Origin of the sequence: Pseudomonas sp. HLS-6, assembly GCF_002753995.1 — a bacterium.
GTDB classification, from domain to species: domain Bacteria; phylum Pseudomonadota; class Gammaproteobacteria; order Pseudomonadales; family Pseudomonadaceae; genus Aquipseudomonas; species Aquipseudomonas defluvii.
The window spans coordinates 2,236,017-2,249,475 of the sequence record NZ_CP024478.1 but is presented as its reverse complement, the minus strand read 5'-3'; the positions used below and the strand labels follow the sequence as shown (position 1 = coordinate 2,249,475).

The window sequence follows — 13,459 nt, the reverse complement described above, 5'->3', positions numbered from 1 at the left end:
AGCAATCGGCCAGAAATAACCATGTGCACCCAGGGCAGAATCAAGCTGACACATGCATCCGGGGGCTTGCCTCAAAGACATTTACGGAAGCTGCCGCCCATCACTCATAGCAATGCCCCCCGATTCAGTGAATCGCACCGTTTTTCTAGGCGTATCCACCGTCCGCTGTTGGCCCAGAGTGTGTAAAAACGCACCGGTAAACCCTTGCTATGATTTCCGAGAATCTCAGCGTATGGGACGCCCATGAAACGGTTTATCCAGGGTGAACACCGAGGTCAAAGCACCTTACTTCCCGAAAGCCTCGACGACTACGTCAGCGATACCAATCCGGTTCGGGTGGTTGACGTTTTCGTCGATGAACTCGACCTAGCCACGCTAGGTTTTGATGGCGTCATTCCAGCCGAAACCGGAAGACCGGCTTACCACCCTTCGATCCTGCTGAAGATCTATATCTACGGCTATCTAAACCGCATTCAATCGAGCCGGCGTCTTGAGCGAGAAGCTCAGCGCAACGTCGAACTCATGTGGTTAACCGGGCGATTGATGCCCGATTTCAAGACCATCGCCAACTTCCGAAAAGATAACAGCAAGGCCATTCGCGGCGTCTGCCGCCAGTTCGTTTTGCTCTGCCAGCAGTTGGGTGTTGGCGCTGATGGAAAATTGACCCACCCTGCCGATTGAAATTTGACCCAGGGCGGATTGCTGATTTTGTTACCAGCAACTGTGGATAAGTCTACCAGCGCAGCTGCTTTTGAACCCACTCCCTCGCTGTCCCAGTTCAGCTGTTGAAGACCTGCCACATGCAGCCATGCAGCAGGCCGTCGTCACCATGAAATCAGAACGACTCATCGTCCTCCGGTTCCTGGCCGTCCTTACGCTTTCGCTCCCGTGATTTGATCTTGGCCTGGGCCGCCAAGCTACTGTGTTGCAGGCGATAGGACTCGTTACCGGTTTCGACGATGTGGCAGTGGTGGGTCAGCCGATCCAGCAGGGCGGTGGTCATCTTGGCGTCGCCGAACACGCTCGACCATTCGGCGAAGCTCAGGTTGGTGGTGATCACCACGCTGGTGTGTTCGTACAGCTTGGACAGCAGGTGAAACAGCAACGCACCGCCAGCCTGGCTGAACGGCAGATAACCCAGTTCGTCGAGGATGACCAGATCCATGCGCAGCAGTGCCTGGGCGATCCGCCCGGCTTTGCCGTCGTGTTTTTCGCGCTCCAGCAGATTGACCAGATCGACCGTGGAGTAGAAGCGCACGCGCTTGCCATGCCGGGTGATGCCGGACACGGCCAGCGCGGTGGCTAGGTGGGTTTTACCGGTGCCTGGCCCACCGATCAGCACCACGTTCTGCGCGGTGTCGGTAAAGGCCAGGCTGGCCAGCTCGCTGATCAGGCGTGCGTCGGCGCTAGAGGCGTTGAAATCGAAGCTGGCCAGATCGCGGTGCATCGGCAGCTTGGCCATGTTCATCTGGTGGCTCACCGAGCGCATGGCGCGATCTGTGTGCTCTTGTTCCAGCAGGTGTTCGAGCAGCCACTTGGACGAGGCTGTGTTCGACTCACCCTGTGCAGTTAACTCCGCCCAGGCCGTGGCCATGCCGTGCAGGCGCAGCTCCTTGAGTTCCGCCATCAAATCACGCATGACCGACCTCCTCGACCTGGCCACGCAGGCGGTCGTAGCGCGCCGTGTTAGCGACGGGGGCTTCCTTGAGCGACAAGTGGGTTTCGACGCTGGGTGGTGGTTCGGATGCTGTCAGCCGTGCCACGACATTGAGGATGTGTTCGGCGCTCAGGCTGCCACTCTCCAGTACCAGCTCAACGGCTACCAGCACGGCATCGAGCCCGGCGACCGGTACGGCAGCCAGAACTTGCGCCATGATCCGGTCACCGCCGGCATGACGCCCCAGACCGTGCTTAAGCTGACGCAGCGGCGCCGGCAGATCAGCAAAGGGCGCGCCGTTGCGCAGCGCACCGGGCTTGCGTTCGATCAGCGGGAGGTAGTGCTGCCAGTCATAGCTGACCTGGTCGCGATCCAGCAAGCGGACATGGCTGGCGATCAGCGCGTCGTCAGCCACCACCTCGATTCGCGTCGGATACAAACGGCTGCTGACCCACTTACCCGCGTACTCACACGGCACCGAGTAGCGGTTGCGCCCGACGCTGACCAGGCAGGTGCTGGAGACCCGCGCAGGCCGCTCGACGTAACCGTCGAATGGCGCTGGCACAGGCATCAGTTCAGCGCGCTCCAACTCCAGCACTTCGGCCACACTCAGACCGCTGTATTGAGGGTGCGTCAGCTCGTTCCAAAGCGCGCGGCAGCGCTGGCCCAGCCAGGCATTGAGTTCCTCGAAGGAGTGAAACTGGCAGTCCTGGGCGTCTAGCCAGATACGCCTGCGGCTGTCTTGCACGTTCTTTTCAACGATGCCCTTTTCCCAACCAGCGGCGACGTTGCAGAAGTCCGGATCGAACAGGTAATGCGCGCACATCACCGCAAAGCGTGCATTCACCGCCCGGCCTTTGCCCTTATTGACCTTGTCGACGGCGGTCTTCATGTTGTCGTAGATGCCCCGGCGCGGCACGCCGCCCAAGGCGCCGAACGAGCGTGTATGGGCGTCAAATAACATCTCATGGCCCTGGCTCGGATACGCCACAAGCCAGAACGCACGGCTGGCACACAGCTTCAGATGTGCCACCTGCATACGCCGGTAAATGCCGCCGACCAGCAAGCCTTCCTCGCTCCAGTCAAACTGAAACGCCTCGCCAAGAGCAAAGGTCAGCGGCACAAAGGCCTGCGACGCCTTGCCCTGTCCCCCTCGCCAGGCACGGATAAACGCGGTGAGCTGGCTGTAGCCACCGTCATAACCATCGGCTTTGATTTGCGCCAACAGCGCCTTGGCACTGCGCCGCTGTTGCTTGGGGCGCAGCGAATCGGCTTTTAGCGCCTGCTCTAGCGTGACGTGAAAAGGGCTGAGTTTGTTAAAGATCGCGCGGCGTTGGTACACCGGCTGCTTGGCCTCAGGTGCTCTGACCCACTTGCGAATCGTGTTGCGCGCCAGCCCGGTGCGCTTGGCTATCTCATGCAGCGACAGCTTGTCGCGGAAATACATCCGCCGAATTTTGCCCATCATTTCCATACTGATCACCCTGTGTTCTCCTGCTCAAAAATTGAGCAGAAGCAGTTGAACACCTGGGTCAGTTTTCAGTCGGCAGAACAGCCTCTACTGGGTCAGTTTTCGGTCAGCGGCAACACGGCTTCATCAGCTGCGTCAGATTGAACATCCCCGTTTCTTGCAACTCAACAGCGGCTCGATCGACCATCGCCTGCCATTCGGGGCTACCTTCCTGATCCAGCGGATAGCGCTCCAAATCTAGAATGTCTCGCATAGGTACCTCCTAGTAAGTGAGGCATGAACGTACCGCGAGAAAAACTTTCTCACAACGGCAGTAATTGTTAACTTACCATTAGAAAATCTTTTGCTAGGGGAGCAACATGGGCCGTCTACCACCGCTGAATGCCGTCAAAGCTTTTGAGGTTGCGGCACGAATGGGCAGCTTCGTATTGGCAGCTGAAGAACTGGGCGTATCCGCGGCTGCAGTTAGCCAGCAAGTCAAACACCTTGAAGACTTCCTGGAGCGCAAACTTTTTGTGCGAACCGGAAACCGCATCACGCTGACAGACGCCGGGCATGCCATCTATCCGCAGACCTCCCGTGCGTTGAACGACATCGCCGCCATGACAACACGTATCTTGGAGGGGGACTTACACTCACGACGACTGGTTGTCAGTGTTCCCTTTTCATTGGCAGAGTCCTGGCTCGCACCAAAGCTTTCAACACTCCTAGAGTCTTATCCGCAGTTGGCGGTAGATATCCGGGTTGAAGACGATCCGATAGACCTGATTCGTCATGACATTGACATTCGAGTCAGTTATGGCGATTACCATTACCCTGGCGTGACGGCCATACACCTGGTACGCGATGAGGTGGTCCCGGTCTGTACACCTGAATTTTGGTCGGCTCATGGTAATGACGAGTTTGACCTCTCGCAGATCCCCCAGAACTTGTTCATCCATACCCACTGGGGTGCCAGCTATGCGTCAGGCCCCACCTGGCACGATTGGTTTTCGCTGATATCCAGCAACCACTACCCCGACCCGAAGCAGGGCGTACGATGTGGCCTGTCCAGCTTGTCGGTTTCGCTGGCGCGCCTGGGCCTTGGTATTGCTCTAGGGCATAGACTTATTGCTCGAGCTGACCTGGATGCGGGGCGTTTGATCAGCTTGTCGTCGGTGTCGCTCCCACTTGGCCACCCCTATTGTGCGTTTATACCGGCCTCAAAGGTGGGCCGCAAAGACATCACTCGAATGATGGAATTGCTGGCGGATCAATAACGAAACAACGATGGCTCAAGGGCTGGCGCAGGCATTGCTCGGTGGTATGGAGGCCGACCGCTCAAGGCCGGAAATGCGCTAACGGTAAAACGGGCAGTGGCGCTCGCCCTGCCCGCTTTTCAGGCCACGACAGGTTCTGCGTCCAGGCCTTTCTGCACGTACCAGGACAACGGCAGCGTCAGCAACAAGGTGGTGGCCACGATGATCACGGCGAAGGGCACCCCCGTGATATCGCCCAGATGACCAAACACCACTGGCGCCAGCGCACCGCCACCAATCGTGCCGGTGTAGAACACGGCGAAGGCCTGTTCGCGCTTGCCTGGGCCGGCCAGGTCCGGCACGGTGCCATAGAGCACCGACGACGTACCGTTCAGCACCAGCCCCAGCAGCGGCAGGGTCGCCATCAGGCCGTAAAACGGCAGGTACACCGCCAAGATGATCAGCGCAGCGGTAGAGAACTCGGTCAGCCATACGGTCTTCATCATGCCAATGCGTACGCCCAGGTAGCCGCACAGCAACTTGCCGAACGCCCCACCGACGAACAACATCATCAGCGCCAACCCTATGCCTGCCGTCCCGGCCCCTTTGGCTTGCAGCAGGAACGGCAAGAAGGTGAGGAACCCCATCCGCACCGCGCTGTCCAGCGTGCCGGTCAGGACCAGGGCACGCAACCCGCCGACAGAACCCCGCCCGGCGTTTGCCGCGAAGGCTTTACCCTGAGCCGACGCGGGCTGCGCCTGCGCCGGAATCAGCCACCACAGCAGGCCCGCAGCCATCAGGCCGAGCAGGCCCATCAGGGTGACGCTGGCGCGCCAACTGATCAGCATCAGCAGCAGGCCGACAACGCCCGGCAGCAGCGTTTTACCGATGTCCCCAGCGAAGTTGTACTGCGACAACGCTTGCTTGACGCCCCCGTCCGCCTCGTGAGTGTCCGTAATCAACGAAGACGCCAGTGGGTGTTGAGTGCTCGCACCCAATCCCCCCAGCAACAGCGCCATCAACAGCAGGCTCAACCCACCAGCCTGCCCTGCCAACACATAGGCCAGCCCCGCAAGTGCGGTACCGGCCACCAACAGGCGTGCTCTCCCCCAGCGCCTCGCGGCACGGCTTGCCAATAACTGGAAACCGGCCATCATCCCCGAGTAGGCACCACGCAACAGGCCGATCTGGGCATAGCTCAAGGAAAACTGCGCCTGCCAGATCGGCAACAGCACATAGATAACGTCGGTCAGGCCATCATGGACAGCGTGGGCGCCACAACCCGCAATCAACGAGCGGCGACGCACCGTGGCATTAGTAGATTGCACTACAGGCAAAGACGGTCCTTCGTCGTTGAGCGCATTCATCGTGTAGAAATCCCCGCGGGTTGCACGCTGATCACCTCATACAGTCCTGGATGAAGGATACATCGCGACCAAGGGGTTTACAGCCCGTCGAGATCAACCTGCGTCACACACTCAGTACGCCCCTCTCAGGGTCAGCGTAAAACTGCGCGGCTCACCATAGAAGTTGTAGATGTTGGGGGTACCGACTGAGGCGTAGTAGGTGCGGTCCAACAGGTTGTTGATGTGCAGATCGACGCTGTGTTGTTTGTCCAATTGGTAACCGATACGGCCGTTGACCACGGCATAACCACTGTTCACCAGTTCGTCGCGCCAGCCACGTGAACTCTGTGTGGCACCATTGGCCAGTACCCCAAGGCCGACACTGAATCCCGCCATGGCGCTCTGCTCGTCAAAGCGGTAGTTGCTCCACAGCTTGAGCTGGTCCTTGGGCGTCTGGATCGAGTAGGTTCGCCCCTGGTTCTCCCGGGCTTGCAGGTAGCGCGTCTCCAGGCGGGTATAGCCTGCCGACAGGTCGAGCCCAGCGGCGGGCTTGCCACTCACTTCCAGCTCCCAGCCCTCGCTCTCTACTTCGCCGGCGTTCAGGTAGTAGTTGTCGTTTGGATAAGCCGGATCGGCGTAGGCACGGTTCTCGTCGCGCAAATTGAACCAGGCCAACGACAGCCCCAGGCGCCCTTCCAGCCATTCGGTTTTGCTGCCGACTTCATACTGGCGCCCTTCACGCGGCTTGAGCACGCTGCCATCCGCCTTCAGTTGGGTCTGCGGTACGAAAATGTCGGTATAGCTGGCGTACAAGGTGATGTTCGGGTTCAACTCGTACAGCACACCGCCGTAAGGGCTGATCTGCTGATCGGCTTCAGCGCCGTCTCGCCAGTCCGAGGCATTGGATGGCGCAACGTCGCGGGTACGGCTGCTGAAGGTCGTGGTGCGAGCCCCCAGCACCAGCGTCAACGGATCGGCAAGGCTAATGTTCAGCCGCGAATAGAGACCGTACTGTTCGGTTTCACTCTCTCTGCCCGAGGTGTACGCAATCGTCGGTTCGGGCAGGTCGTCAAGCCCGTCAAAGGTTGTGCTCCCCCCCACACCACGCCCCGAGCGGCCACGGCTGTTGTACACCTCAGCGTTGGCCCCCAGCAGCAGGTTGTGGGTACGCCCCAGCAACGCGAACGGCCCGCTCAAGAACACGTCCATGCCTTCGCGGGTGTAGTTGTAGGCGCCTTGCATGCTGCTGTAGCGGAGGGTATCGGTCAGTGGCGCCAGGCCCGATGAGGCATAGGCGTACTTGTAGTTCTGGTACTGTTCCCGCCGGTTGAACGCGCCCTTGAGTACCCATTCGTTGTCGAAGCGATGTTCAAGGCTGGCCGACCACTCATGGGTGTCGTAACTCAGCCGTCCCCAGTCAGGGGCATGGAAGGTTGAGCGTGACACATCCAACAACCTGTAGTGCCCCTTGGCATCCACCAGGTCATACGCCGGTAACCCAGACCAGGGCGCCTGCACCTGCTGCTCTTGGGTGCTATAGGAAACGTCCAGTGTGGTCTGCGGATTCAGGTCGTAAGCAAGGGCGGCCATCCCCAACCATTTGTCACTGCTGGTTCGATCGTAGAAGTACTGGCGATCCTCGCTCGACAGCACCAAGCGACCGCGCACGCTACCGCTGTCATTCAGCGGCCCGCTGATATCGCCCTCACGGCGGTAGGTATCCCAGGAACCGGCAGAGAGTGCCCAGTTGGCAGCGAAATGATCCAGGGGCCGTTTCTTGACCAGATTGACCACACCGCCAGGCTCACCCGCGCCCTGCAGCAGGCCGGAAGGCCCCCGGAGCACTTCGATGCGCTCGTACAGCGGCAAGTCGAACTGGTTGGAAGGGGTCATACCGTTGTAGGAAGGCACACCGTCGTACATCACGCCCAACGCATAACCACGGGACAAATACTGGTAGCTCAAGGTGTCATTGGCGATGAGGGTGACGCCGGTCACTTGCTGCATGGCGTCGGGGACACTGACCATGCCCTGGTCGTCCATCTGCTGACGCGTCACCACACTGAGCGACTGAGGAACCTCTCGTGGGCTGAGCGGGGTTTTATTGAATCCACTGACGGTTTCGGCTTTATAGCCGGGCTCACGTTGGCCGACGACGGTGGTTTCCGGCAAGGCCAGTGGTTGCTCGGCAGCGTTGCTGAACACGCTGATCAATACCAGGGACCAGCCCAGTGGCGCAGGGCCAGGACGTTGTTTTAAAACCATGAAGGTGCTCGCTCGATAATCTGGCGGCAGCCGTCCGACATGCTCCACAAAGCCCTGATAAAGCGCTCTGGATGGCGCCTGCGACTACCCTGTCAACGGACGGCGCGACTCTAGTGCCTCAGGGCTTGCTGCTAAAACTGCGACAGCCCGCCGCACGGCTTGGCCGTGTTGGCCAGCACGCGCGGACGGCTTGCTGCCCTCACGTTTATTGACCGCTCACGGCAGCCGTGCGTAAACGAGCTGCGTCGTACTGTCGCGGGCCGGACGTCCTGCTGAGTGCAACCTGCGCAGGCAATGACGGCTCAGTGCTTGTGCTTCCAGGGGTCGGAAAAGCGCGGGTCTTTAAGCAGCGTTTCATCCGTCAGGGCCTTCAGAAACGCGAGTAGATCCCCTTTTTCCTCATCGCTGAGGTCGAGCCTGGCTATCAGGCCGCTCTTGTGCCGATTGAGCCGTCCATCTCCCTGATTGGGGCCAAAACGAATCACCCTACCGCCCGCAGAATAAAAGTCGATCACCTCCTCCAGGCTAGCGATGCTGCCATCGTGCATGTAAGGCCCGGTGACGGCTACGTTGCGCAAGCCAGGCGCACGAAAGGCGCCCATGTCCTCGGGCTTGCCGGTGCTTTCGTACAGGCCGCGGTTGGGAAAAGGGAAACCACCGGCGGTGTCGATGTTGTAGAGCCCGGTGTTGTGAAACGGCGTTTCCACCACACGGCTCCTGGCATGTACCACCTGATCGTTGAAATTGAAGCTGCCATGACAGTGATGGCATTCCGCTCGTTCACCGAAAAACAGCGTCATGCCACGTTGCTCTGCGGCGCTCAGGGCCTGCTTACCCTGCAGATAACGGTCGTAGCGGCTGTCCGCCGAGACAATGCTGCGCTGGAACGCTGAAATCGCCTTGATGATCGAGGCCATGCTCAGCGGTGCTGCCTGCTCTGGAAAGGCCTGCCGGAACAGGGGCAGGTACAGCGGATCGTCACGCAGGCGCTGAAGGATCTGTGCGCGATTGTTGTCATTGACACCCATCTCGATCGGATCATCGCCAAACAGCGGTATTTCCATCTGTCGCTCCAGCGACACGATCGCAGGCGCAGCCCAGTTGTAGGTGGCATTCCAGGCACTGTTGGCCAGGCTGGGCGCATTTCGGTGGGTCAACTGCCCGGCCATGCCCTCCGAGCGCGCACGGCCATCGGTAAAGGCCCGATCGGGATGGTGGCAAGAGGCGCATGAGCGGCTGCCGTCGGCAGACAAGCGGGTGTCGAAGAACAACCACCGCCCCAACTCGACTTTGGCCGTCGACATCGGATTATCTGCAGGTACCCGAGGCTCCGGCACATGGGAAGGCAGGTTCCATGACCACGTTTGCGCCATCACCGGCAGCGCTGCGCTGCTGCCGACAAGCACGCCCAGACACATCGCCAACCGGCGCGCACTCATGGCTTGGGCTGTGCCCTGAAGGCAGATAGTGCTCCTGACTCCCGCGGCACGCCCAGGTGTTCGAGTACCGCCACGCATTCAGGATCGTCGGGGCCACTCATGCAACCCACGGCCCCACCCTCATCCCTGGACAGCTGGCTGCCTTGAAACAGGGTGGCCAGGTCCAGTGTGACCACCTTTTTACTCGGCTCAAAGCCCTTCATGCGTAATAAAACACGGTTGCCATGCGGGCAAGACACGGTCTCCCCGGTAACCGGGTTGCCCGTGCAACCGGTCGAGCCCAGGTGTAGATACCAGGTGGCGGCCTTCGAGCCATCGGCCCTGGTCACCCCTCCTTCGGGATCGACCTCGATCTTGGCGAACTTGCGCCCGACCTGCCAACTCCAGCCCATGGCGGCCAGGTCCAGCGGCGGGCCTTGCAGTTCAGTGCTGGTGTGATTGAGGGCCTCTGGCACGCCCACTGTAAAGACCAGCCCGGTGTAGTGCCCGGCAGGTACCGTGCCCACAACCGTGGTGTTGGTGCCGGGCGTACCGCCACTGCAATGGCCAGTACCGTCCTCAAAGTCGAGCAAGGCAACCTGAGCGTTTTGCCACTCATTGAGGCTTAATCGCAGCGGTACTTGGCGCCCGGTTTCATCGATCAATGCAACGTCTTGGACATAGAAGCGTGCATCATGTAACCACACGCGTTTTTGATCGTGCCCCAAAGGCCCGAACATCGCCCCGCAGTGCACTGGCCGCCCAGCAGCCAGCAGTGAAAAACCAATGGTCACGGGTTGTACATCTGCAGTTTCCGGCTTGTTGCCCGCGCAGCCTGCCAGCCACGCCAGCACGACGAAAACAACACTCAACGTTAATGAACGCATCAGGTGTGGCTCCTGGAACATAAAAAATGCCAGGGTCATTACAGCCCCCTGACATTCAGTGCCGCGGCGTACCCTGCCAAGAGCAATCAACGCGTCGTCCAGGACTCTAGCATGAGGCTGCCTTGGCGCTGACCTGCGACATCCCGCCACGGCCAAGCCATGCCAGGGCCTCCCAGGCAAGCCGCTTTATGGGCGGCTGCCAGGGATGCGGCAGCCTGTCGCACAAAGCCGACAGGCTGGCTCGCCACCGACGTATCCGGCAAGCGCTACTCAGGGTACCGGCAACCACCTGCGAAACCCCGTGCCGCCCTTACCTGTCAGTGGGCACCAGGCAAAGTCCCACGGCACGGGAGGGAGTTCTTCCTGCTCCACATCGGGCGCGAGCATCGGACGAGGGGCCACCTTCCAGTCGAACAGCATTTGCGCTGAACCTTGCCAGGCCAAGACCAGCCCGCGCGCCAGGCTGTCATCGGTAGTGATCCAACGCGCCGCCGCAGCACTCATGAACGACTCGATGTGCGCATCGTTGATCCGTGCCCGGTAGCTGGAGCCAAGCAGCCAGCGACATACGCTCAGGTAATACGTCCAGTTCAGTGGCGGATGATTGCGGTACGCCCAGGTCATGAAACCACGAAAGATATTCAGACCATCCGGAGGGTCGAGCTTAAGCAGCGCCGGGCACACATCGAACAACGTGTGCCAGTACGGCAGCAAACGGGCATCCAGGTGCACGAAGCTGCGTGCGTTGCTGGGGTAGTCGGGAAACGGCAGCAGAAAATCCCCTTTTTTCCCCAGTCGGGAAGCCTTGCTGACCAATCGCGAGGCGCCTGACGGAACCGCTAGCGCTCGCATATGAGCCTCCCCAATGGGCGATTCAAACCTTCAATACCACGCGCCATGTTGCGCTCCTTACCCTGTCACCATTAACCATGGGCACACCCGATTCGGGTGTGCAGAAAATGCCGGTCATGCGTGACGAGCAGGAGACGCTCGGGGGTTGATCGACGGCCAGCGGGCACGGGGCGATAACCAGAACAATGACTGCGTGAACGGCCGCGGTGACGTCGCGATAACACCGATCAGCGCCATCGACGCTGGCGGAATGAATAAGGCTTCAAGCGTCTGAGAACAGCAACAATGGACGTGGTCAGCCTTGCCCGCAGAGGATGGCTGCTGTTTGTCGAGCACAAGCGTGGCCTGCTGCACGCTGCCCGCCGAGCAAAAGCTGCCCGTCAGCAACTGCTCAATGCTCAACGCGCCAAAAGCACCGGCCATCGGCAGCGCCATGGCCTTCAGCACAATCGCCAGAAACGCCGCGACCCAGACGTTCTGCTGACTGGCGTTACTCATTCCACCCTGCATGCAACACCCTAAGGATGATGACAATCAAACACCCGCCCCCACGCTGTGGCGCATGGGCGACAGCAAGGCGAACAGCGGACGAAGGCCTGCAGCGGTCACCGGCCAATAAGGCCGTCCGCCTGCGAGCGTTAAATCAGAGGGGATGCGCGAGGATTGGCCGAGGGCCAGGAATAACGCGGGGGCGCCTTGCAGCGTTGCTCACGGCCGGGACGTTGTGTTTGCCCCAGCCGTAGCAACCAGCCGAGGCAGAACAGCATGGCGATGCCAAGGCTTAGCGCAGAGCAAATCGGACACGAAAAACTGGCGCCCCAGCCGCTGGCCGAAGGGTTACTGAGGTCGGTGCTCGGGCTGGGGGCCTTGCCACCGAGGGAGGCACAGAACTGTCCATCCAAGCCATTGAGTTCCAGCCCCATCACCTGCCCGTGCCCCAAACCGCAGGCAAACACATTGAACAGAACGCTGAAGTACAGCATCCAGGCAATGAGTGAGCGGTCTGAGCGGGCGAGTTTCATGGCGGCGACTTTACCATCGAACCGCAAGAAGGCTGAAGCGCGACTTGGGTCGAACAGACTGGCCAGAAAACCATTGCCGACTATTTTCTATCACGAGCGACATCCCTGTAGGTCTTCGGCAGCTCCCCTGTCCATTGCCGGAACGCCCGAGTGAATGCGGAAGGCTCAGAAAAACCCAGCGCTTGGGAAACAAGACTGATCGACATCGACGTCTGGCTCAAGTAATGGATCGCCATGTCCCGACGCACACCATCCTTGAGCCGTTGAAACTGGCTTCCCTCAGCCGCGAGCTTTCGCCTCAGTGTTCTGTCGGTGAGGTGTAACGCGAGTGCCGCATGCTGAATGGTGGCTTCAGCCAGATTTTCCGAGCGCTCCAGGTAATCCAGCACCCGCCGTGTATAGACGGGGTAATAGGCCGGCCGAGTGAACCAGTCGAATGGCGCTCGCTTCAAATGAACCCTGAGGGCCTCGGGTGTTTGCACCAGCGGCGCCTTGAGTGCCGCCGCATCGAACACCAGGCAGGTCACCGGCTGGTCGAACTTCGCCGGACAGGGAAACATCAAGCGGTACTCTGTCAGGTGTTTGGGGGCCGGATGGTCAAACGCAACATGCTTCAGCGAAATCCGCTGGCCAATCAACCAGCTTGGAAAACGATGCCACAACAGCAGTAGAAAACCTCTGAGCAGGTAGTCCGGGTCTTGAGCCGGATCCTTGAGCCTCATCGAAAAAACCGCTTCATCACCGACGACATCAAGCGCGAGGTGCAAGGAGTCATTCACCACATTGTAGAAGTGGCTCAGCTTGTAATACACCGAGTGCAGGTTACGTGAATGAACGACCTGCTTGGCCATGATGGCGAACACGCCCTGCCGACACCGCTGCGCGCCCATGCCCAGAAACTCGTCATCGGCCAAACGCCAGACCGCTCGCATCAAGCGACTGAATTGATCAGGCGTGATCCGCAGATGGGCATTTTCCAACATGCGTCGATTAAGGCCCGCCTCATTGAGCAGCACCGCCTCGTCAAGCTGAAGGCGGCGCCCGGCGTTCATGAGCATTCGGGCGAAATGAATGGAAATGGAATAGCGCTCTATACCCATCGAAGACAAATCCCTGCATCACATCGGCGAAGTCTACCGCTATACCGCTGTCCGTTTATGTCTATTTTTCGACTGGTTTCGTTATTGTCGCCAAGGGCCCTTCCAATGGAAGGTAGCGACCGTCAGCAGAGGCCTGACTGATGCGGGTAAAACGCTGCCATTTCCGACAATTCCCAAGGAACCCGTCCGTGCACGTGCAAGCA

Annotated in this window: 12 protein-coding genes and 1 pseudogene; 2 read left to right on the top strand and 11 right to left on the bottom strand. The window is 59.8% G+C overall.

Annotated elements, in window-relative coordinates:
* Nucleotides 1-243 precede the first annotated feature (243 nt).
* Nucleotides 244-645, top strand: a pseudogene (locus CS390_RS10525) (transposase); the annotation flags it as partial.
* 190 nt (nt 646-835) lie between these two features.
* Here the strand turns inward: CS390_RS10525 and istB are convergent.
* The 3 genes from istB to CS390_RS10510 all read right to left on the bottom strand — a co-directional run bounded on the left by istB (nt 836) and on the right by CS390_RS10510 (nt 3,381).
* Nucleotides 836-1,639 carry an IS21-like element ISPst3 family helper ATPase IstB gene (gene istB, locus CS390_RS10520; protein WP_099773209.1) on the bottom strand — a complete coding sequence of 268 codons (804 nt, stop codon included), beginning with the start codon at nt 1,637-1,639 and terminating at the stop codon, nt 836-838.
* Nucleotides 1,632-3,131, bottom strand: coding sequence for an IS21-like element ISPst3 family transposase (gene istA / locus CS390_RS10515; RefSeq protein ID WP_157767171.1), 1,500 nt, complete (start codon nt 3,129-3,131; stop codon nt 1,632-1,634). Before istA ends, istB begins: the two co-directional genes overlap by 8 nt.
* Nucleotides 3,132-3,234: 103 nt before the next feature.
* Nucleotides 3,235-3,381, bottom strand: a complete 147-nt coding sequence (locus tag CS390_RS10510; protein WP_177442398.1) for a hypothetical protein — start codon at nt 3,379-3,381, stop codon at nt 3,235-3,237.
* Nucleotides 3,382-3,487: 106 nt separating this feature from the next.
* Between CS390_RS10510 and CS390_RS10505 the strand changes: the two genes are divergently transcribed.
* Nucleotides 3,488-4,387 (top strand): LysR substrate-binding domain-containing protein, encoded by a 900-nt coding sequence (locus CS390_RS10505; protein WP_099774299.1) that lies wholly within the window; start codon nt 3,488-3,490, stop codon nt 4,385-4,387.
* A gap of 119 nt (nt 4,388-4,506) precedes the next feature.
* Here CS390_RS10505 and CS390_RS10500 read toward each other — a convergent pair whose 3' ends face one another.
* From CS390_RS10500 to CS390_RS10465, 8 genes are all read right to left on the bottom strand, one after another.
* The gene (locus tag CS390_RS10500; RefSeq protein ID WP_099774298.1) at nt 4,507-5,733 is read right to left on the bottom strand and encodes an MFS transporter; all 1,227 of its coding nucleotides are present in this window, start codon (nt 5,731-5,733) and stop codon (nt 4,507-4,509) included.
* Between the two features lie 111 nt (nt 5,734-5,844).
* Nucleotides 5,845-7,977 carry a TonB-dependent siderophore receptor gene (locus tag CS390_RS10495; RefSeq protein ID WP_099774297.1) on the bottom strand — a complete coding sequence of 711 codons (2,133 nt, stop codon included), beginning with the start codon at nt 7,975-7,977 and terminating at the stop codon, nt 5,845-5,847.
* 302 nt (nt 7,978-8,279) lie between these two features.
* Entirely contained in the window at nt 8,280-9,416 is a 1,137-nt protein-coding gene (locus CS390_RS10490) for a methanobactin export MATE transporter MbnM (RefSeq protein WP_256587596.1), read from the bottom strand.
* Nucleotides 9,413-10,282, bottom strand: a complete 870-nt coding sequence (locus CS390_RS10485) for an MbnP family copper-binding protein (RefSeq protein WP_099776626.1) — start codon at nt 10,280-10,282, stop codon at nt 9,413-9,415. Before CS390_RS10485 ends, CS390_RS10490 begins: the two co-directional genes overlap by 4 nt.
* Before the next feature lie 270 nt (nt 10,283-10,552).
* Nucleotides 10,553-11,134, bottom strand: coding sequence for a putative natural product biosynthesis protein (locus CS390_RS10480; protein ID WP_099774296.1), 582 nt, complete (start codon nt 11,132-11,134; stop codon nt 10,553-10,555).
* A 114-nt stretch (nt 11,135-11,248) separates the two neighbouring features.
* Nucleotides 11,249-11,632 carry a DUF2946 family protein gene (locus tag CS390_RS10475; RefSeq protein WP_245704287.1) on the bottom strand — a complete coding sequence of 128 codons (384 nt, stop codon included), beginning with the start codon at nt 11,630-11,632 and terminating at the stop codon, nt 11,249-11,251.
* Between the two features lie 140 nt (nt 11,633-11,772).
* Nucleotides 11,773-12,156, bottom strand: a complete 384-nt coding sequence (locus CS390_RS10470; RefSeq protein WP_099774295.1) for a DUF2946 domain-containing protein — start codon at nt 12,154-12,156, stop codon at nt 11,773-11,775.
* 80 nt (nt 12,157-12,236) lie between these two features.
* On the bottom strand, nt 12,237-13,256 hold the full coding sequence (locus CS390_RS10465) for an AraC family transcriptional regulator (RefSeq protein ID WP_065757713.1): 1,020 nt from the start codon (nt 13,254-13,256) through the stop codon (nt 12,237-12,239).
* Nucleotides 13,257-13,459 lie beyond the last annotated feature (203 nt).

What these genes read in the sequence shown, in the direction of transcription:
- CS390_RS10465 (WP_065757713.1), bottom strand. Translation starts at nt 13,256, where the DNA reads ATGGGTATAGAGCGCTATTCCATTTCCATTCATTTCGCCCGAATGCTC.
- CS390_RS10480 (WP_099774296.1), bottom strand. Translation starts at nt 11,134, where the DNA reads ATGCGAGCGCTAGCGGTTCCGTCAGGCGCCTCGCGATTGGTCAGCAAG.
- CS390_RS10490 (WP_256587596.1), bottom strand. Translation starts at nt 9,416, where the DNA reads ATGAGTGCGCGCCGGTTGGCGATGTGTCTGGGCGTGCTTGTCGGCAGC.
- CS390_RS10510 (WP_177442398.1), bottom strand. Translation starts at nt 3,381, where the DNA reads ATGCGAGACATTCTAGATTTGGAGCGCTATCCGCTGGATCAGGAAGGT.
- CS390_RS10485 (WP_099776626.1), bottom strand. Translation starts at nt 10,282, where the DNA reads ATGCGTTCATTAACGTTGAGTGTTGTTTTCGTCGTGCTGGCGTGGCTG.
- CS390_RS10470 (WP_099774295.1), bottom strand. Translation starts at nt 12,156, where the DNA reads ATGAAACTCGCCCGCTCAGACCGCTCACTCATTGCCTGGATGCTGTAC.
- CS390_RS10505 (WP_099774299.1), top strand. Translation starts at nt 3,488, where the DNA reads ATGGGCCGTCTACCACCGCTGAATGCCGTCAAAGCTTTTGAGGTTGCG.
- istB (WP_099773209.1), bottom strand. Translation starts at nt 1,639, where the DNA reads ATGCGTGATTTGATGGCGGAACTCAAGGAGCTGCGCCTGCACGGCATG.
- istA (WP_157767171.1), bottom strand. Translation starts at nt 3,131, where the DNA reads ATGGAAATGATGGGCAAAATTCGGCGGATGTATTTCCGCGACAAGCTG.
- CS390_RS10475 (WP_245704287.1), bottom strand. Translation starts at nt 11,632, where the DNA reads ATGAGTAACGCCAGTCAGCAGAACGTCTGGGTCGCGGCGTTTCTGGCG.
- CS390_RS10500 (WP_099774298.1), bottom strand. Translation starts at nt 5,733, where the DNA reads ATGAATGCGCTCAACGACGAAGGACCGTCTTTGCCTGTAGTGCAATCT.
- CS390_RS10495 (WP_099774297.1), bottom strand. Translation starts at nt 7,977, where the DNA reads ATGGTTTTAAAACAACGTCCTGGCCCTGCGCCACTGGGCTGGTCCCTG.